Here is a 19,037-nt window from a genome sequence, read left to right as displayed (position 1 = left end):
TGGATCTTTTCGAGGAGACGGCATGGATACCGTCACGCGGCCCTTCACGCCCACGCTCCTGCAGCCTAGGGTGCCCGTGCCCTCGGATCTGGACATCGCGCAGGCGGCCACCCTCAAGCCCATCGGGCTGGTGGCGGCGGAACTGGGTCTTCGAGAAGATGAGCTGGAGTTCTACGGTCCCACCAAGGCCAAGGTGCGGTTGGAGGTGCTGGATCGCCTGCGGTCGCGTCCCAACGGCAAGTACATTGACGTCACCGCCATCACGCCCACGCCGCTGGGCGAAGGCAAGACCACCACCACCGTGGGTCTCAGCCAGGCCCTCGGCGCCCAGCTGCGCCAGCGCGTCGTCACCTGCATCCGGCAGCCCAGCCAAGGGCCCACCTTCGGCATCAAGGGGGGCGCCGCGGGGGGTGGCTACAGCCAGGTGATCCCCATGGAGGATTTCAACCTTCACCTCACAGGCGATATCCACGCCATCACCGCGGCCCACAACCTCTGTGCCGCGGCCATTGACGCCCGCATCCTGCATGAGGCGGGGGCTTCGGACGAGCAGTTGTTCGAGCGGATTTTCCCTGCGGGGAAATCCGGAAGGAAGTTCCCGCGCTCGCTGCAGCTGCGCTGCGCGAAGCTGGGCGTCACCAAGGGGAATCCTGAGGACTTCACTCCGGAAGAACGCCGCCGGATCTGCCGACTGGATCTGGATCCCGCCGCCATCACCTGGCGCCGCATCCTGGATACCAGCGACCGCTTCCTGCGGGGCGTGACCGTGGGGCAGGGCGAGGAAGAACGGGGCTTCGCGCGGGAGACTGGCTTCGACATCGCTGTGGCGAGCGAAATCATGGCCGTCCTAGCTCTCACCACAGGCCTTCAGGACATGCGCCGCCGCCTGGGCGACATGGTGGTGGGCCTGGATCGCCGGGGGAACGCGGTGACCGCCGAGGACCTGGGCGTGGCCGGGGCCATGACGGTGCTCATGAAGGATGCCCTGAAGCCGAACCTCATGCAGACCCTGGAGGGCACCCCGGTCTTCGTGCATGCAGGCCCCTTCGCCAACATCGCCCACGGCAACAGCTCCATCCTGGCGGACCAGATCGCCCTCAAGCTGGCGGACTATGTGATCACCGAGTCGGGCTTCGGCGCCGACATGGGCATGGAGAAGTTCTTCGATATCAAGTGCCGCGTCTCGGGACTGGTGCCTGATGCCGTGGTGCTGGTGGCCACGGTACGCGCCCTCAAGATGCACGGCGGCGGCCCCAAGGTGGTCGCCGGCAAGCCGCTGGATCCCGTCTACCTGGAGGAGAACCTGGAGCTCCTGCGCCAGGGCCTGCCCAACCTGCTGCACCACATCCGCATCGCCCGGAAGTTCGGTGTGCCGGTGGTGGTGGCCGTAAACGGGTTCGCCACGGACAGTCCCGCCGAACTGGAACTGGTGCGCCGGGCGTCGCTGGAGAGCGGCGCCGAGGATGCCGTGGTCTGCCACAACTGGGCCCTGGGTGGAGAGGGTGCCCTGGATCTGGCCAGGGCTGTCATGCGTGTCTGCGAGCGGCCTTCTGATTTCCGGTTTCTCTACGGTGTGGACGAGCCTATCAAGCAGAAGATCGAGACCATCGCGCGGGAGATCTACGGCGCCGATGGCGTGGACTACGCACCCGAGGCCGAGGCCAAGATCGAGGCCTACACACGGTTGGGTTACGATCGCTTACCGATCTGCATGGCCAAGACCCACCTGAGCCTGAGCCACGATCCGGCCCTCAAGGGCGTACCCACGGGCTTCCGCATCCCCGTGCGGGACATCCGGATCAGCGCCGGGGCGGGCTTCCTCTATCCTCTGCTCGGCAAGATGGCCACCATGCCCGGACTACCCACCAGACCCGGTTTCTACGACGTGGACATCGATCCGGAGACGGGCCGCATCGTCGGCCTGTTCTGATCCGGGAATCCGGCCACGAATCGGCCTATTAATCCTTTTAATCACCACGAGGGTTATCTTCGGCTGGCGATGGGTCGAATAGAGGGGTGACCACCTGTCAGGAGCCTCCTGTGGGTCACCCTGGTAACCCCCGATCGATTCTCCACCTGGGCCGTACCCTCGCCTTGGTTGGTGTCGTCGGGGTGCCAGCCCTGGCGCAGAATACCCATGGTGCACCCTGTACCGTCCGGATCCGCCCGCGTGCAGCGGCCGACTATGATCCATCCACGGAGGTCAGCCTGCGCGGCGAGGTTGCCGGGTGGAAGGATGGCGTGATGCTGCTCCAGATCACTGCCGGGATCCTCCCGGTGGATACCGGTGCCTGGAATACGGCGGCCATGCTTGATGCGGGAGCCACGATCGAGATTCTCGCCTCCAGGCGTGTGGAGGCGGGCCGGCAACGGTTCCTGGCCCGGGAGATCCGCTACATCGGAGGAGTCCTGGCGCTGCGGGATGCCCGGGGTGTGCCGAATCCAGCCGCCGCCGATCAGTTGTAGGCCACCGTCACACTGAAGGTTCCGGTGTAGTCTCCGTCGGGCTGGTTGGCCGGCACATTCAAAGTGCCACCCACGCCTAGTGTCTGCCGTCCGGTGGCATCCAGGAGTCCCGTCAGATTCGGGGAGCTTGTGACGGGGGATATGGTGAGGGTGCCGTCCGGAGAACCAAGCAGGATGCTCGTGGGCAGGGTGATGGCATAGGTGGCGTTGCCCGCCCCGGTCACGATGAAAGTGGCCGGCCCAAAAGGTGATATTGAACCCAGTCCTGCACCGCCGGTGGTGCTGCGGGCGCCCGAAGGACTGAGCACCACGGTGCCCGGGGCAGGGCCCGTGAAGATATCCCCGAAACGCAGCCCGGTGAGTTCGGAGAGGGTGATGACTGGATCCACGCGGGCCTGCACCGTGAAGACCATGGTGCTGACGGAACCTTTGAAGGGGTCGGTCACATTCAGGGAGTAGCTGCCGGTGTAGGTTCCTGCGGGAGTCGTAGCACTCGTGCCCACGGAGAGGGTGGCGCCCAGATAGTAGAAGCCGGTGGTGCTTCCCGAAGGGAAGGTGCCGGTGGTGCCGGGCTGGCAATCCACCGCGGTCACGAGCAAGGTCGCACCCCCAGGTCCAGCCAGCGTGAAGGGGAGGGCGCTGCCTGCTGCGGCCGACCAGGTGTCACCCACCTTGCCGGTCAGGGTGAAGCTGCCCAGGCTGACACCCGCGGAAGAGCCGAGGTTGGCGCTCCCCGTGGCGGCCCGGCTCCCGGAAGGGGAGTTCAGGACCACGGTCCCCGCTGTTGCACCGGGCACGATGGATCCCAGGGAGATATCCGAATACTTGTTGATGATCGGTACCCAGGCCTGGGTAAAGGCAGGCAGGGCCGCTGCGGACAGAACCACCAGGAGGGCTCGCCTGAGGACCTTTGAAGCGATGGGGCAGCTCATGGTCGCTCTCCCTTTCGGGCATCCTGCTGCGGGGGCGGGGGCGTGGAACGGTCCAATATGAACACGAGATCAAGGCCATCCACGACCGTGCCTTCTGGGGTCACGACCGCGGCCTTTGGCCATGGTTTCGAGAGACCGCGACGTTGGAGCTCAGAGTCCGGCGCACGGAGCTGATAGGTTCCGGGCGGAATGTCGGAGATGGTGTAGAACCCGTCGAAGGCCGTCCGGGTGGCTTTTATGGGTTTGCCCTGGGCATCCACCAGCTCCAGGAGAAGGCCGGGCAGTTCGAGGGAATCGCTGTCTCGCTGGAGGTAGGCTGTTCCAGTGATCTCGCCGAACAGCACGAGGGGAACATCGACCTGGACCACATGGCCCTGGCGGGGGGTGATGCGCAGGCCTGGACTCCCGGGACGCATGAGGGGGTCCTCAAGCGTGGATGAATTGACGGAAAGATTGGCGTCGAGATCACCAGAAAGATTCGCGAGGAAGGCCACGCCCCTCGCATCCGTGGTGGTCGGTTGCGAGGCACCATTCGCCAGGAAGCCCACTCCCTGGACAGGTTTCTCCTCCTGGTCGAGCGCCCCGTTCCCGTTGGTGTCAAGGAAGGCCCGAGCGGAGATGGCGCCATGGCTGGCGATGCCCTGAGCCTGCGCGTAGGGTCGCCCGCTTCGCGGTTCCCGGGCCAGTCCCACACGCAACGTGAGGTCCAGAGAAAGGCGACTGCGGGTGGAATAGCTCAACTCGGCGCTGAGCGCGTAGGCTCCCTGGGTTTTGTAGGCGCCCATTTGCACCAGGGTGTCGCCGGATACCACCGAGTGGGTGAACCCCGCCCGGAGGTTGAAGGGCGCAAACACCGGCGTTTCCAGGAAGGCGGACAAGGCATTCAGGCGCCGGGCACCATCCAACTGGTAATTCGCCTGGCCCCGCAGTGAGAAGTTACGAAAGAACTTGCTCACGAGAAAGTCCCCGGTGGTGGAGGCGGGCAAGGGCATCGCCGTGCCCAGCCCCTCGGTGAGGGTGATCTCGTTGGAGAGGAAATACCCGGAGAAGGATGTGGAGATGCGGTTGTACAGCCGATCGATGCTTCCTCCCGCCACCAGCCGGTCCCGGGATGCGCCGAGGTCGAGGGTGACCAGGCTGCGGGCCAGGCTGGGCAGCAGGGTGGAGGTTTCCAGGCTGCTGCGGCTCTGGACAGGGCCATAAATGGGTCTGAACACCTCGCTGAGGAAACCGTTCTGGAGGTCGGCATACTTGGCCGTGAGGCTGGTGGAGCCGATGCGGCTTCGAAGGCCCAGTTCGGCGACGGTGCCTCCGAGCTGATCACTGATCGCCGTGAAGGTGGCAGACAGTGGCTTCCAGAAACCCTGGAGGCTGGCTCCCGTGTAGGAATGATGCCGTCCATCCAGATCCAGATCAGATACGGAGAACCCGGCCGCGACCTGCCGGGAAATCCCGTAGCGTCCTTCCAGCTGCCCGCGCCTTCCGGCCTGCCGGGGATCGGCGCTCACCATCCGGTACTGGAACACGCCCTCTGGCGTCTGGCTTTCACTCACGTCGAAGCGCGACACCTCCTCACGCCGCTGGCCCTGGGGCCCGTAGAACACCAGCCGGAAGTCGTTCCAGCCGTAGTAGAGCGGCACGTTCAGGAATTCGTAAAGGCCATCGGGGCGGGAGGCCTGGAACCCCAGGAGCGCCTGGTTCCGGTACAGCTCCACCTGCCATCCCGGAGGCAGGTTTCCTTGGAAGGAATGGCGGTCGAAAGCGTTCTCGCGCTGAAGCGGGTAGTTGGTGAGGAGGGCTCCCGTGCCCGTCATGGGCAGAGTCAGCAGGTTGAGGCCCGGATCGAGCACTTCCCCGAAGGCGAACTCCGTGGCCTTGAGGGGGCCCAGCAGACCCGCGTGGGGATCGCGACGGCCCATGGTCATCCGGAACTCTGAGAGACCGTCCCGAGTGTCGAGAATCGTGTAAAGGCTCGAAGATAAGCCCAGGAAATCGCCCGTGGCGAAGGTGGTGCTCTGGGCCCGGACGTGCCGGTCTGCGGCCGGTGCAGTCTGCGCGCTCAGGCGGAGGGTCTCGTCCACCATCGGCACTTCGATCGTGCGATAGGGGTCTGGCGCTCGCGGGAAGCTCTTCGGGCCCTCGGTGGGACGAAAGCGGCTGGTCATGCGTTCGCGCTGCCAGCGCGCCTGGATGGGCAGAGGTTCACGGGGCGATACCGTGATGGTCGCACTGCGGCTGATGATCTGGAAATCCAGGGGCAACCAGGCGGCAATGAGGCGTGTATCCACATAGATGTCGTCCGCATGAAGCTCCACTCGCGAGAGGTCGAGGGGCAGGCTGCGCCCTTCCACGACCACTGTTCCGGCCAGGACCTGGAGGCTGAACCGGCGCTTCTCGCCAATGAAGAATCCCTGCGCCTGGCCGCGGGTGGGGTCCACCTCGATGGCGAGATCCAGCAGGCGGCACAATTCCCCCAGGGGTACGAGCACACCATCCTTCGCGGGGAATCCAGGAAAGGTGCTGCTGAGGGCCGACTGGTCCAGGCGCAAGGCGAAGAGGAGGACCTCCTCCTCCGAGCGGTTCACGAACATCTCCGACAGGGTGCCTGGGCCTGCAGCTAGCAGGCCTCCGGCCGCGAGCGTTGGCGCCACCCAGGCGAAGGCCAGGCCCTGGAGGACCGTCCGGAGAGTGGGGATGCCCATTCAGGGGATCAGCGTGGTGGTTTCGGCGAGCAGGCTCCCCCCGTCCTGGAGGGGCAGGGTGTAGGTGATGCGGATCCGGCTGCCAGGGGGGACGGGCCGCGTAACCCGCAGCGGCAGCACGACGATCCGCTCGAGGTTCGGGGTGTAGACCGCCAGCCCCGTGGCTTCCGCCAGGACCTCAGGCTCCCCTGTGGTCGGAAGAAGGATCGCCTTCAGATCGCCATAGACCGACTGGTTGCCGCTGCGGTTCAGGTGGAATCGCAGGACACGGTCCGCTCTGTCAAGGACGGGCTCGGTGATGGAGAGGCGGGCGGAGGTTTCACCATGCCGGACGATCAGGGGAATGGCGATGCCATAGACGGGAGTGAGCTTGATGGAGATCCCCTTCGCGGATTGCACCGGGGTTGGTGCCGTCGTTGAGACGGGGGGCACGGCACGGAAGGTCATGTGCAGGCGGTACTCCCCTACCGGCAGCAGCGCGGGCTTGCGGACCTGGATGCGCAAGGTCTGGGATTCATGGGGGTCGAGGGTCACTTCCCTTGGAGAGAAGCGGAACATGGACTTGAGGTTTTCCGTCGTCGGATCGAAGGGCAGTTCCTTGAAGGCGCCGACCGCATCCATCTCCATGTGCACGAGGGAGACCCGGTAAGTGGCGCGAGTCAGTCCGATGTTCGAAAGGTTCAGTTCAGCACTGCGCTTGCGGCCTTCGAAGACCACCCGGGTCGGGGCCACCAGGAGATCGCCTAAACCGCCCTCGGCCGGGGGGGGAGGGGTTTGCGCGGGGAGGCTCATCGCGAGATGGCCGATGAGCAGGATCGAGATAAGCCAGGGGCGAAGAAGCCGCATGAGACCTCAGGTACGGAGAAAACCCAGGGCGCAGGTGCGCCCTGGGCGGATCGGTGGATCAGCGGGCCTCAGTTGTAGGCGACCGTGACATTGAAGGTGCCGGCATAGTCGCCATCCACCTGATTGGCGGCGAGAGTCAAAGTGCCGCCCACCTGGAAGGTTTGAGTCGCACCCGCCGTGTTGGGAATCAGGCCCGTGGCGGGGTTGGCCGGGGCGGCGCCCGCGACCGAGGCGGTGAACTTGCTCACGGCCATGGCCGTGCCAGGACCCGTCAGGGTCACTGAGCCATCGTTCGGAAGGGTGATGGCATAGGTGGCGTTCCGCTTCCCGCCGACGGTGAACGTCGCGGCGTTGGCGGTACCGGTGGTGGCCAGGACGGGACCCGTGGTCGTCCTGGTGTTGCTCTGCGGGTTCAACGTCACATCGCCCCCGGTGCCATCAGTGAAGATGTCGCCAAAGCTCAGGCCGGTGTTGTTGAGAGCCAGGCTGATGGGCTTGTAGATGCGGGCCGTGACCGGCACGTTGGCTGCCGTGGCGCTGGTTTGCGCAAACGCGGCCGGCGCGGCCAGCAGCAGGGCACCCGCGAGGATGCGCGAGGATACGTACATGAGTTGCTCCTTTGGTGGGAGGTGTGGCCGTGAATCGGGTAAGCCCCCTGGCTATCCCCATCTCTGACCTGAGTTCGTGTCTCATGATTGCATAAAGTAATAGGTAATTTTCATTAGAATTTTTAACGTAGTGCGATATTTGCCTATGATGGCTGAGTCCTGGCCAAATTCTTCCCAGGCAAGACAACGAGTAGGTAATCAGTGCTGAAGGCTCTGCTCAGGGATTGGCCTCGGCGAGGCCGGACTTCGTCTCGGGAGCCAAGCAATGGTGTCGATTAGGTCAGGGCACCCGAGAGGAGGTGTACATGGAGATTCCTTGGCATAGCTGCCAGTTCAGTCACTTCTAACGGCTTCACGATCCCGGACGTGAGTTCTGAGCGAATGCCCCCATGGAATTCCGAGTCATTTCCCTAGGAGCTTCGATCGTGATGCGATTTTTACCCATGGCTCATGATGGCTGAACACTTTTTTCCTGGACCCGTGCACAGACAGGTGGCGGGTGCCGAAACGCTGCGCGTCTCTGCACCCGCCACTCTGAATCTGAATCGGAAACTAGGCGATGGCCTCGATGATCGCATTCAGGGTGGGGCTGGGACGCATGGCCGCGCCAGTCTTGGCCTTGTCCGGGTGGTAATAGCCGCCCATGTCCACAGGCTTCCCCTGGGCTCCGATCAGCTCCCCGTTGATCTTCGCCTCGTTGTCACCGAGCTGCTGGGCCACCTTGGCGAAGCGGGCCTGAAGCTCGGCATCCTTGGTCTGGGCGGCCAGGGCCTGGGCCCAGTAGAGGGCCAGGTAGAAGTGGCTGCCGCGGTTGTCGATCTGGCCCACCTTGCGGGCGGGGGACTTGTCGTTGTCCAGGAACTTGGCGACAGCCTGGTCAAGGGTCTCGGCCAGCACCCCAGCCTTGGCGTTCTTGAACGTGTTGGCCACGTGCTCGAGCGAAGCCGTGAAGGCCGAGAACTCGCCCAGGGAATCCCAGCGCAGGTAGCCCTCCTTCTGGAACTGCTGGACGTGCTTGGGCGCGGAGCCGCCCGCGCCGGTCTCAAAGAGGCCGCCGCCGCCCAGCAGAGGCACGATGGAGAGCATCTTGGCGCTGGTGCCCAGCTCGATGATGGGGAACAGGTCCGTGAGGTAGTCGCGCAGTACGTTGCCGGTGACGGAGATGGTGTCGAGGCCCTTCCGGATGCGCTCGCAGGAGACCTTCATGGCCTCATCCGGAGGCAGGATGCGGATGTCCAGGCCCTTGGTGTCGTGGTTCTTGAGGTAGGTCTCCACCTTGACGATCATCTGCGCGTCGTGGGCGCGGGCCTTGTCCAGCCAGAAGATGGCGGGGGCGCCGGTCAGGCGGGCGCGGGTGACCGCCAGCTTGACCCAGTCCTGGATGGGGGCGTCCTTGGCCTGGCAGCCGCGGAAGATATCGCCCTCCTCCACTGCCTGGGAGAGGAGGGTGGCGCCGGACTCGTCCACGATGCGGATGGTCCCGGCGGCCGGAGCGAAGAAGGTCTTGTCGTGGGAGCCGTATTCCTCGGCCTTCTGCGCCATGAGGCCCACGTTGGGCACGCTGCCGATGGTGGCGGGATCGAAGGCGCCGTGCTTCTGGCAGTCCTCGATGACCGTCTTGTACATCGTGGCGTAGCAGCGGTCCGGGATCATCGCCAGGGTGTCGTGGAGCTTGCCGTCGGCGCCCCACATTTTGCCCGCGTCGCGCACCACCACGGGCATGGAGGCATCCACGATGATGTCGTTGGGCACGTGCAGGTTCGTGATGCCCTTGTCCGAGTCCACCATGGCCAGGGCAGGGTGGGTGGCGTACACAGCCTGGATGTCCGCCTCAATCTCCGCGCGGCGGGCCTCGGGCAGTGTCTGGATCTTGGCGTAGACATCACCCAGCCCGTTGGCGGTGTTCACACCCAATTCCCGCAGGGTGGCGTTGTGCTTCTCGAAGACCGGCTGGTAGAAGACGGACACGGCGTGGCCGAACATGACGGGATCGGAGATCTTCATCATGGTGGCCTTCAGGTGCAGGGAGAGCAGCAGGCCGTCCCGCTTGGCCGCGTCGATCTGCTCGGCGTAGAAGGCGCGCAGGGCCTTGACGTTCATGACTGAAGCGTCGAGCACCTCGCCGGCCTGCAGAGGCAGCTTCTCCTTCAGCACCTTCACTGCGCCATCCTTGCCCACGAACTCGATGCGGGCCGCCGTGGCCTTGGCGAGGGTGGTCGAGGTCTCGCTGTCGAAGAAGTCGCCGGCGGCCATGTGGGCCACGCGGGCCTTGGAGTCCGGGCTCCAGGGCGCCATCTTGTGCGGGTGCTTCTTGGCGAAGTTCTTCACGGAGAGCGGAGCCCGACGGTCGGAGTTGCCCTCGCGGAGCACGGGGTTCACGGCGCTGCCCAGCACCTTGGCGTAGCGGGCCTGGATGGCCTTCTCCACTTCCTCAGTGGGCTGCTCGGGATAGTCGGGGACGGCAAAACCCTGGGACTGCAGTTCCTTGATCGCCGCGATCAGCTGAGGGATGGAGGCGCTGATGTTCGGGAGCTTGATGATGTTGGCTTCCGGCTTCAGGGCCAGGGCGCCCAGCTGGGCCAGGTTGTCGGGAACGCGCTGGGCCTCGGTCAGGTGCTCCGGGAAGTTGGCGAGGATGCGACCGGCCAGCGAAATGTCGGAAGTCTCGACGACGATGCCGGTGCCCTTGGTAAAGGCCCGGATGATCGGCAGCAGGGAGTAGGTCGCCAGCGCGGGCGCCTCATCGATCTCGGTCCAGATGATCTTCTGCGTGGTCATGGGCTCTCCTTTGGGCTTTTTTCGGCACCGCCGGGGCCTGGATGGCACACCACCCCCGCTGGTCCGGCACAGGGCATTTCAGGCAGGCTCCCATGGGGAATGCCAGCCTTCAAGCAGCTTTCCCTGTGGGGACGGGGATTTGGGACTTCCGTCACGCCCCTCGAGCTATCCCACCACCGGCATGGCAGCTCCAGAAGCGGCCTTCACCGCGCCGCGGGCCAGGGCGAAATCCATGCGCCCCAGGTTCACACCGCCGAAGCCCACCTGGAAGACGAGGGTCTCACCCAGGGCCTGCTTCACCTTGACGGGAGCGTCCAGGAAGGTGTGGCTGTGGCCGCCGATGACGGCATCAATGCCCGCCACCTGGCCAGGCAGGCGCAGGTCGTCGTAAGCCCCATCCCTGTTGTCGTAGCCCAGGTGGGAGAGGACCACGACCAGATCCACCTTCTCGATTTCGCGGAGCCGCTTCACCACCGGCTTCAGGCTTTCGTAGGGATCCTTCCACGTGATGCCTTCGTGGTTTTTCGGGGCCACCAGGCCCGCGAAGGCCACGCCCACACCGGTGATGCCCACGCGGACGCCAGGGAATTCACGCACCAGATAGGGACGGAGCCGAGTGCCGAGTGCCGGGGCGCCCTTGCAGTCGAAGTTGCAGTTCAGGAAGGCGAAGGGCGGGTTCCGATGCTTGAGCTGTTCCATGGATTCGATGGCCTCGATCAGCATCCCCACACCGTTGTCGAAATCATGGTTGCCCAGGGTGGTGGCGTCATAGCCGATCATGCGCATGAGCTGGTAGTCGAGCCGGCCCTTGTAGCGGTTGAAGTAGGGCGTGCCCTGGAAGGTGTCGCCCGCGTCCAGCAGCAGCACGGAATCCAGCTGGCTCCGGAGCTGTTTCACCAGCGTCGCCCGGCGGGCCATGCCGCCCTTGCCGCTGATGGCGCCATTGCCGGGGCCGAAGGGCTCGATGCGGGAGTGGGTGTCGTTGGTGTGCAGCAGCGTGATGCGGCCCGCAGCCGGGCCGTCCACCGCCTTCAGGGGCACCTGAGAAGCGACGGCGGCGGCACTGAGGGAGGCGAGAAAAGTGCGGCGTTCCATGGACTCCCCTACAGCTTGAAGGTCTTGTCGCGGATGGCTTCCAGGATCGGCACGGGCACGGAGTAGCGCCCCGGCGCCGGGGGCAGCAGCTCCTTGCCCGCCTTGCCCATGGCCGTGCACTGGTCCAACAGCATCTGCCGGAGAGTGACACCTGTGGTGAAGGGCTTGCGGCCCTTCTTCAGGGTGGGGATGGAGTCGCCGCCGGCGTAGAGGTAGTCGGTGGTGGCGACCTTCACCACGGCGGAGGGATCGATGGCGCTCCCGTCCTCCCAGACGACGGTGAGGGTGGCCTGCTGGGGCGTCCCCTCCACCTTGACCTTCACGCCGGAGCAGGGCTCGCCACCGCGGCGGAGCAGACCCTCCTTCACCACCTGGATGACCTCAGCGCCGGTGAGCTCGATGACCACCAGCTCGTTCTCGAAGGGCATCAGCTCGAAGATGTCGCCCACTTTGAGTTGGCCCGGGCGCAGGTTGGCCCGCAGGCCGCCGGCATTGGTGATGGCGAAGCGCACCGGCGCGCCGACCAGGGGCTGGGCGGCCTGCCGCATGACATCGGAGACCCAATAGCCCAGCAGGTTCTCTTCCCCCCGCCGCCCGCGGAAGACGCCCTGGGGCGCCTGCACCAGCGGCAGCCCGAAGCTGGCCTTGATCTCCGCGGCCAGGGGCTCGATGACCTTCTGGACCTCGGGGTCGTCGGGGATGGCCTCGGTGATGGGGATGACTTCGGCCTTCGTGCCTGGCGGCTGCGCCATCACGGGCAGGGAAAGCAGGGAAGAGAGGAGGAACGCGCTAGAGGGCTTGAGCTTCACGGAAGACTTCCTTCACTTCGGCGCGGGCGTTCCGCACATCGGCATCATGGGCCCAGAACAGGGCGGTGGCGCGCAGAAGCCAGCCCATCAGCCAGCCATTGAACAGGGTGACAACCAGCTGCAGGCCCAGGAACAGCCCGACGCGGAAGGTGGTGCCGCCCCCCATTCGCCAGGCCAGGACCAGCACCAGGAATGGCATGAGCGACCGCAAGGCGGCGCCGCCCACGGAGACCAGGCCCCACTGGACCGGGTGGGTCCACAGCCGCAGGAGCGAGTCGGTCAGGTGGCCACGGTAGCCCCGTGACAGTCCCGCCGCCCGCCCCAGACGGCAGAGCCACCACTGGAGGTTCAGGGCGGCCACGGCCGCCATCCAGAATAGGGGGCGGCCGAAGAAGGCCATCCAGCCCAGACCATCGATTCCGAGGCCTCCGAGCCAGGCCAGGGTGATGTCTCCAAGCCAGGCGAGAAGGCCCACCGGGAGGAAGCCGATGAGGACCGTGTCCAGGGCCCCGAGCAGCCAGGAACCCAGGCGGGCCTTCTGCCCCACCCGCTCCGCCTGCAGGCGCCAACCGCACCAGAGGACGATCACGAGGCCCAGGCCGAAGAGATGCACCGTCGGAGAATTCGCCAGGCGGTGCTGGAGGCCGCCGTTCTCCCACAGCTCCCAGACACCCCGGGCACTGATGCCCTCGCCCCAGTGACTGGGCAGTGCGCTCCAGCCGGCGGCCCGGCGCAGATGGCCAGCCCAGCCCAGGACCGGGCCCAGCAGAACGAGCATCCAGCCCGCCATGAGGCCCCAGCCCCAGCGGCTGAAGCCGCCGGGCAGGGCGCGCCGGAAGAAGCGCCAGGGAGCCCTGGGCGCCAGGGCATCCTCGGTATGGATGGTGGTGGGGCGTTCCTCAGTGAATTCCATGTCCGTCCGCAAGCAATCCTTCATCAAACCACACTTGACAGGGCCCGCGCGGATGGGGTTTCATCGGATCCATGACGCTGTCCTTTCCGACCCTTCGCCAGGGCCTCCTTCACGGGGCCTGGTGGTGGCGTGCGGGCTCGGACGGCTCCATGCGCGAGGCCTAGCGGCCGACGCCACCCCGGACCTTCCGAGCCCGACTTCCTGGTCGGGCTTTTTTGTATGTGGACGAACCGCCATGTCACCTGAATCCAAGCTCCTGATCCGTCATCCCTTCCCCGCGGACCTCCTCACACCCCTGGCCGCCTACCTGGCCCTGCGCCCGGCTGGCGCCAGCCTGCTGCTGGAGTCCTGCGACCAGGGCGAGCGCGTGGGCCGCCACAGCTTCGTGCTGCTGGAGGGTCCAGCGGAGTGCCGTTTGGCTCCTCCTGCGCGAGGCTGGGTGGAGGCCCTGCGGACCCTGTCGGGGCCGCCTCCCTCCGGCACAGTTAGCGACCGCGCCGCGGAACTGCCGCCACCGAGAGAGCCACTCCCGGTGGGCGTGGGCTGCGCCGGGTACCTCGGCTTTGAGGCCGTAGGCGCCCTGGAGCCCTCGCTACCCCAGCCGGCCAAGAACAGCCTGGGGCTGCCGGGCCTGTGGGTGCGCCGCTTCGATGTGGCCTTGGTCTTCGACCACTTGCATCAGGTGGCCGAACTCCAGACGGTGGACGTGGATCCCGAAGCCGGTTTCCGCCGCCTGCGGGACCTGCGCGCGCGACTCCTGGCGGGCGTGCCTGACCCTGGCCCCGGCGCCTCGGAACCCCGCGCCACGGCGCAGATGACCCGTGAGACCTATGAAGAGGCCGTGCGGGCGGCCCAGGAACTCATTCTGGATGGCGACATCTACCAGCTGGTGCCCAGCCAACGGTTCCGCATCGAGGACCCGCCGCCACCCCTGGAGGCCTACCGTCGCCTGCGCCGCCTGAATCCGAGCCCCTACGGCTTCCTGTTGGAGTGGGACGGCTTCGCCCTGGTGGGCGCTTCGCCGGAGATGCTGGTGCGGGTGCAGGGGGAGGAGGCCGAGACCTTGCCCATCGCCGGCACCGTGCCCCGGGGCGACAGTGCCGAGGAGGATGCCGTCCGCTTCGAGGCCCTCAAGCGCGATCCCAAGGAATTGGCCGAGCACCAGATGCTCGTGGACCTGGCCCGCAACGATCTGGGCCGCGTGGCCATTCCCGGCGGCGTGCGCGTGGAGAAGCCCCTGGCCCTCCAGCGCACCAGCCATGTCCTGCACCTCACCACCACCGTGAAGGCGAAGCTGAGAACCGGCGTGGATGCCCTGGATGTCCTGGCGGCGGCCTTCCCCGCCGGCACGGTCAGTGGCGCTCCCAAGCTGCGCGCCTGCCAGCGGATCGCTGAGCTGGAAGGGGAGGTCCGAGGCCCTTACGGCGGCGTGCTGCTGCGGCTGGGCACCGATGGCGCCCTGGACACGGCGCTCATCCTGCGCACGGCGGTCTATGCCGGTAGTGCCGCCTACATCCAGGCCGGCGCCGGCGTGGTGCGGGCCTCCAAACCTGAAGCCGAGTATTTCGAAACCCTGCACAAGCTGCGTGCCATCGCCCAGGCTCTTGGTGTCCAGCTGCCCGGAGCCGCCCGATGATCCTCCTGATTGACGCCCTGGACTCCTTCACCTACAACCTGGTGCAGGCCTTCGAGACGCTGGGTGCCCCAGTGAAGGTCGTCCGCCACGACGCCATCAGCCTCGACGAGGCCAAGGCCCTCAGGCCCGACGCCGTGGTCCTGTCACCGGGGCCCGGGCACCCCACGGAAAGCCCCGCCCACATGGCCCTGGCGGGCTCGGACTGGGACGTTCCGCTGCTGGGCGTGTGCCTCGGCCACCAGGCCCTGGCGGCGGCCAGCGGCGGCAGGGTGGTCCGGGCGGTCGAACCCCTGCACGGCGAGGCGACGGCGCTGGAGCATGACGGGACGGGGCTCTTCGAAGGGCTGCCCCCCGGGCTTCCCGTGGGCCGCTACCACAGCCTCATCGCCGATCCCGCCACGCTGCCCGCCTGCTGGCGCATCACAGGCCGCAGCCCCGGGGGCGAGATCATGGCCATGGCCCACCGGCATCTGCCCCGCTGGGGCGTGCAGTTCCATCCCGAAAGCATCCTCACGCCAGATGGCCCCGCCATGCTCGCGAACTTCCTGCAACTCGCCAAGGAAACTCGACGATGACCCTGCTCACCACCCACAATCCCATCCGCCCGCTGCCGGAGGCCACCGCTTCCGAGCTCATGCGCATCTTCATCGACCAGGACACAGATGCCCTGCTGGTGGGCGCCTGCCTGGCCCTGCTGGCTCAGCGGGTGCCCGAGGCCCACGAGCTGGCGGCTTTCGCAAACGCCCTCTCGGAAGTTGCCGTGCCCTTCCCGCAAGCACCCGAAGGCGCCATCGACGTGGTGGGCACGGGTGGCGATGGCGCTTCCACCGCCAATCTGAGCACCCTCACGGCCCTGTTCCTCTCGACCCTTGGTGTGCCCGTGGTGAAGCACGGCAACCGCGCCGCCACGGGAGTCTGCGGCAGTGCCGACCTGATGGAGGCTCTGGGCTACGACCTCTCCAGGGCGATCTCGGACCTGGAGGCGGACCTCCGGGAGCACCGGTTCGCCTTCCTCTTCGCGCCGGCCTACCACCCGCTGCTGGGGCGCCTCCGCGAGATCCGCCGCCGCCTGGGCATTCCCACCATCTTCAACCTGCTGGGACCGCTGCTGAATCCGGCGAATCCACCTCTCCAGCTCCTGGGCGTGGCCCGGGAGGATCTGCTGGCACCCATGGCGGGTGCACTGGCGCGGCGGCCGACCTTGCGCCGGGCCTTCGTGATCCACGGCAAGGATGCGGAGGGGAAGGGGCTCGACGAGGCCTCCATCGAAGGCCCCACCACAGTTCTGGCCGTGGCGGATGGCCGCGTCCAGACCGCTCAGGTGCTGGTACCGCGGGAACTGGGCATCACCCAGCCATCGCGCCACGCCCTGCGCGTGGCGGATCGCGCCGAAGCGCTGGGGGTGGCACGGGGCATCTTTGGCGGGGCCCGGCATGCCGACTTCCGCCCGGGAGTGGCGGACGCCGTGGCCCTGCAGGCAGGGCTGGGCCTGGCCCTGCATCGGGGCAGCTCACTGGAGGGTCTGGCCCAGACCTTCCACGAAGTGCGGGCCGTACTCGATCACGGCTTCGCCCTGCCGTTCCCCGTGGCGGGGGTGAACCCATGAACCGCCTGCCCGATCCCGCCTCACTGGTGCGCAGCACTGGGTTGCCCGGGAGTTCCCACCTCCAGCGGGTGCTGGTATCGGAACTCGCCCGCCTGACCACGGTGGCTCCGGCACCGCCGCCAGTCCGCGCCCGTCTGGACGGTCCCGGCCCCTTCGAGACAGCCCTGAGACGGGCAGCCTCGGTTCGGGGCGGCGCTGTGATCGCCGAGTACAAGCAGGCCTCGCCGTCGCTCGGCCCCTTCGCCGCCGGGACTCCGCTCCAGGCCCAACTCCAGGCCTACCGGGATGGGGGCGCGGCGGCCTTCTCCATCCTGGCCGAACCGGCCTATTTCCGCGGGGCGGCAGCCCATCTGGCCGCCGCGGCAGAGGTCGGCCTGCCGCGGCTCTACAAGGGCTTCGTCATTTCCGAATCCCAGCTGGCCGAGGCCGAGGCCTGCGGCGCCGAGGCGGTGCTGCTCATCGTGCGGGTGCTGAAGGGCCACACGGCGGCCTTCGCCGAAGCCGCCCGGCAGCGGGGCCTGGAAGCGCTCGTGGAACTGCACGACCTCACGGAAGTGCCCCATGCCCAGGAGGCCCAGGCCCGCATGGTGGGCATCAACGCCCGGGACCTCTCCACCTTCACCCTGGGCGAGCCCACCGCCGCGCCTTTGCGCCGGGCCTTCCCCGATGCGGTGCTGGTCCGCGAATCCGGCCTCGCTACGCCCGAGGATGCCCAGGCCTCCCTGCGGGCGGGCTTCGAGGCCGTGCTCATCGGCGAGGCCCTCATGCGCAGTCCGGATCCCAAGGGTTTCCTGGAGCGAGTGTTCGCAGATCTCCGTCAGGAGGCGCGATGAGCCTGCTGGTCAAGGTGTGCGGACTCACCACTGCGGCGGACTCAGCCTTCGCCGCAGGGCAGGGCGCGGATCTGCTGGGCTTCGTGTCCCATCCGCCCAGCCCGCGGCACTGCGCGGATCTGTCGGTGGCGAAAGCCTTCGCCGGTCGTGCTGTATTGGTGATGGTGGCTGACATCGCGGAGGCAGTCCTCGAAACCGCCCAGCGCCACGGTTTCCAGCGCGTGCAGCCCTACCTGCCGGCGGTGGACCGCGAGCGGGGCATCGCGTTGCTGCGGGCAGCCGGTCTCTTCATCCTGCTGCCCTGGGCGGATGAACCAGGCCAGGCCGCGGTGCCTGCGAACCTCTATCTGTGGGAGCCCAGCCCAGTCCAGACCGGCGTGGCGGGCGGTTCGGGGCAGGGCCATTCCATGGCCTTCCCACCTCCGGGGCCCTTCCTGCTCGCGGGTGGCCTGGATGGCACCAATCTGGCGGACCGGGTCGCCGCACTCCCGCTCGAAATCCGCCCGCACTTGCGCGGCTTCGACGCGGCGAGCCGCCTGGAGACCGCGCCAGGCGTGAAGGATCCGGCCAAGGTGGCCGCGTTCGTGGCGGCCGTGAGACAGGCAGCTTCGGCAGGAAAGGAAACCCATGACTGATTCGTTCGCGCTTCCCACGCGGTTCGGCTCGCAGCAGCTGGGCGGCTGCTACGCCCCGGAAACCTTGATGCAGCCGCTGCTTGATCTGGAGGCGGCCTTCCGAACCGCCTGGACAGCCCCTGCCTTCCTCGCAGAACTGAAGGCCGAGTTGCGTCACTTCGTGGGTCGCCCTACGCCCCTCACGCCCGCGCCACGCCTGGCGGCGAAGGTGGGGCTCAGGGCCCTCTTCCTCAAGCGGGAGGACCTGACCCACACCGGCGCCCACAAGATCAACAACGCCCTCGCCCAGGCCCTGCTGGCCCGGCGCATGGGCAAGACGGAAATCATTGCGGAGACTGGCGCCGGACAGCATGGTGTGGCCACCGCCGCAGCCTGCGCCCGCCTGGGCCTGTCCTGCACCGTCTACATGGGCGTCACGGACATGGCCCGCCAGGCCCCGAACGTCGCCCGCATGCGTCTCTTCGGGGCGAAGGTCGAGCCCGTGGCAGCGGGGCAGGGCACGCTCAAGGAGGCTGTCAACGAGGCCCTGCGAGCCTGGGCTGGCCGCTGCGACCGGGCCCACTACATCCTCGGCTCGGCCCTGGGGCCGCATCCCTTCCCGACCATGGTGCGGACCTTCCAGACCGTCATCGGTGAAGAGGCCCGCGCCCAGGTTCTGGAGCAGTCGGGCGGGTTGCCGGATACCGTCATCGCCTGCGCCGGGGGCGGCAGCAACGGCCTGGGCCTGCTGGTGCCCTTCCTGGGTGACGACCTGCGCCGGGTCGCGGTCGAGGCCGGTGGTCACGGGAGGGCCCTCGGCGAGCACGCTGCGCGCCTCGAGGGCGGGCGCGTGGGTGTGCTGCATGGCTGCAAGACCTTGCTATTGCAGGATGAACATGGACACACGGCCGAGACCGCCAGCATCAGCGCGGGGCTGGACTACCCGGCCCTGGGGCCAGAACTGGCAGCGCTCGCGCTCGACGGGAAGGTGGTCGTGCGCCGCGCTTCCGATGACGAGGCGCTTGCGGGCGCCCGCCTGCTCTGCGAAACCGAAGGCATCCTGCCCGCCCTGGAGAGCAGCCATGCGCTGGCCCTCCTGACCGCCCTGGCCGCCGATGGCGCTGCCACAGTCCTGCTGGGCCTCAGCGGCCGCGGCGACAAGGACCTGTCCACCTACCAGTCGCGTCTGGGGATCTGAC

16 protein-coding genes are annotated in these 19,037 nt (G+C 67.1%); 8 read left to right on the top strand and 8 right to left on the bottom strand.

All coding sequences use genetic code 11. The annotated features are described in order from the left end of the window. Positions 1-22 precede the first annotated feature (22 nt). Both NOV65_RS02825 and NOV65_RS02820 read left to right on the top strand, forming a co-directional pair. A complete protein-coding gene (locus NOV65_RS02825) occupies positions 23-1,930 on the top strand; it encodes a formate--tetrahydrofolate ligase (RefSeq protein WP_257304092.1) in 1,908 nt (635 codons plus the stop codon). A gap of 314 nt (positions 1,931-2,244) precedes the next feature. Continuing rightward, on the top strand, positions 2,245-2,466 hold the full coding sequence (locus tag NOV65_RS02820; RefSeq protein ID WP_257304090.1) for a hypothetical protein: 222 nt from the start codon (positions 2,245-2,247) through the stop codon (positions 2,464-2,466). On the opposite strand, the gene NOV65_RS02815 is transcribed toward NOV65_RS02820, so the two are convergent. The 8 genes from NOV65_RS02815 to NOV65_RS02780 all read right to left on the bottom strand — a co-directional run bounded on the left by NOV65_RS02815 (position 2,457) and on the right by NOV65_RS02780 (position 13,149). After that, on the bottom strand, positions 2,457-3,398 hold the full coding sequence (locus NOV65_RS02815) for a DUF4402 domain-containing protein (RefSeq protein WP_257304088.1): 942 nt from the start codon (positions 3,396-3,398) through the stop codon (positions 2,457-2,459). The two genes, NOV65_RS02820 and NOV65_RS02815, sit on opposite strands and share 10 nt — an antisense overlap. Beyond that, on the bottom strand, positions 3,395-6,100 hold the full coding sequence (locus tag NOV65_RS02810) for a collagen binding domain-containing protein (RefSeq protein ID WP_257304086.1): 2,706 nt from the start codon (positions 6,098-6,100) through the stop codon (positions 3,395-3,397). Before NOV65_RS02810 ends, NOV65_RS02815 begins: the two co-directional genes overlap by 4 nt. Then, positions 6,101-6,946 carry a fimbrial biogenesis chaperone gene (locus NOV65_RS02805; RefSeq protein ID WP_257304084.1) on the bottom strand — a complete coding sequence of 282 codons (846 nt, stop codon included), beginning with the start codon at positions 6,944-6,946 and terminating at the stop codon, positions 6,101-6,103. A 68-nt stretch (positions 6,947-7,014) separates the two neighbouring features. Further along, entirely contained in the window at positions 7,015-7,554 is a 540-nt protein-coding gene (locus NOV65_RS02800; RefSeq protein WP_257304083.1) for a DUF4402 domain-containing protein, read from the bottom strand. A gap of 552 nt (positions 7,555-8,106) precedes the next feature. Beyond that, positions 8,107-10,332 (bottom strand): NADP-dependent isocitrate dehydrogenase, encoded by a 2,226-nt coding sequence (locus tag NOV65_RS02795; RefSeq protein WP_257304081.1) that lies wholly within the window; start codon positions 10,330-10,332, stop codon positions 8,107-8,109. A gap of 165 nt (positions 10,333-10,497) precedes the next feature. Further along, the gene (locus NOV65_RS02790; RefSeq protein ID WP_257304079.1) at positions 10,498-11,427 is read right to left on the bottom strand and encodes a bifunctional metallophosphatase/5'-nucleotidase; all 930 of its coding nucleotides are present in this window, start codon (positions 11,425-11,427) and stop codon (positions 10,498-10,500) included. 8 nt (positions 11,428-11,435) lie between these two features. Continuing rightward, positions 11,436-12,236 carry a 5'-nucleotidase C-terminal domain-containing protein gene (locus tag NOV65_RS02785; RefSeq protein WP_257304078.1) on the bottom strand — a complete coding sequence of 267 codons (801 nt, stop codon included), beginning with the start codon at positions 12,234-12,236 and terminating at the stop codon, positions 11,436-11,438. Continuing rightward, positions 12,217-13,149 carry a hypothetical protein gene (locus NOV65_RS02780; protein ID WP_257304076.1) on the bottom strand — a complete coding sequence of 311 codons (933 nt, stop codon included), beginning with the start codon at positions 13,147-13,149 and terminating at the stop codon, positions 12,217-12,219. Before NOV65_RS02780 ends, NOV65_RS02785 begins: the two co-directional genes overlap by 20 nt. Positions 13,150-13,384: 235 nt before the next feature. On the opposite strand from NOV65_RS02780, the gene NOV65_RS02775 reads away from it, so the two are divergent. The 6 genes from NOV65_RS02775 to trpB are packed head-to-tail and all read left to right on the top strand — an operon-like array spanning position 13,385 to position 19,036. After that, on the top strand, positions 13,385-14,785 hold the full coding sequence (locus NOV65_RS02775) for an anthranilate synthase component I family protein (protein WP_257304074.1): 1,401 nt from the start codon (positions 13,385-13,387) through the stop codon (positions 14,783-14,785). Beyond that, positions 14,782-15,360: an anthranilate synthase component II gene (locus NOV65_RS02770; RefSeq protein WP_257304072.1), complete on the top strand. Its 579-nt coding sequence runs from the start codon at positions 14,782-14,784 to the stop codon at positions 15,358-15,360. Before NOV65_RS02775 ends, NOV65_RS02770 begins: the two co-directional genes overlap by 4 nt. Further along, positions 15,357-16,391 (top strand): anthranilate phosphoribosyltransferase, encoded by a 1,035-nt coding sequence (gene trpD / locus NOV65_RS02765; RefSeq protein ID WP_257304070.1) that lies wholly within the window; start codon positions 15,357-15,359, stop codon positions 16,389-16,391. Before NOV65_RS02770 ends, trpD begins: the two co-directional genes overlap by 4 nt. Next, positions 16,388-17,224: an indole-3-glycerol-phosphate synthase gene (locus tag NOV65_RS02760; protein WP_257304068.1), complete on the top strand. Its 837-nt coding sequence runs from the start codon at positions 16,388-16,390 to the stop codon at positions 17,222-17,224. The genes trpD and NOV65_RS02760 overlap by 4 nt, the downstream gene beginning before the upstream one ends. Further along, positions 17,221-17,859 carry a phosphoribosylanthranilate isomerase gene (gene trpF / locus NOV65_RS02755; protein ID WP_257304066.1) on the top strand — a complete coding sequence of 213 codons (639 nt, stop codon included), beginning with the start codon at positions 17,221-17,223 and terminating at the stop codon, positions 17,857-17,859. The genes NOV65_RS02760 and trpF overlap by 4 nt, the downstream gene beginning before the upstream one ends. Next, positions 17,852-19,036, top strand: coding sequence for a tryptophan synthase subunit beta (gene trpB / locus NOV65_RS02750; protein WP_257304057.1), 1,185 nt, complete (start codon positions 17,852-17,854; stop codon positions 19,034-19,036). The genes trpF and trpB overlap by 8 nt, the downstream gene beginning before the upstream one ends. The last annotated feature ends 1 nt before the right edge of the window (position 19,037 follow it).

This window comes from Geothrix campi (assembly GCF_024609265.1).
In the GTDB taxonomy this organism is placed as follows: Bacteria; Acidobacteriota; Holophagae; order Holophagales; family Holophagaceae; genus Geothrix; species Geothrix campi.
The sequence above is the reverse complement of the archived record's forward strand: the minus strand, read 5'-3'. Positions and strand labels throughout refer to the sequence as shown.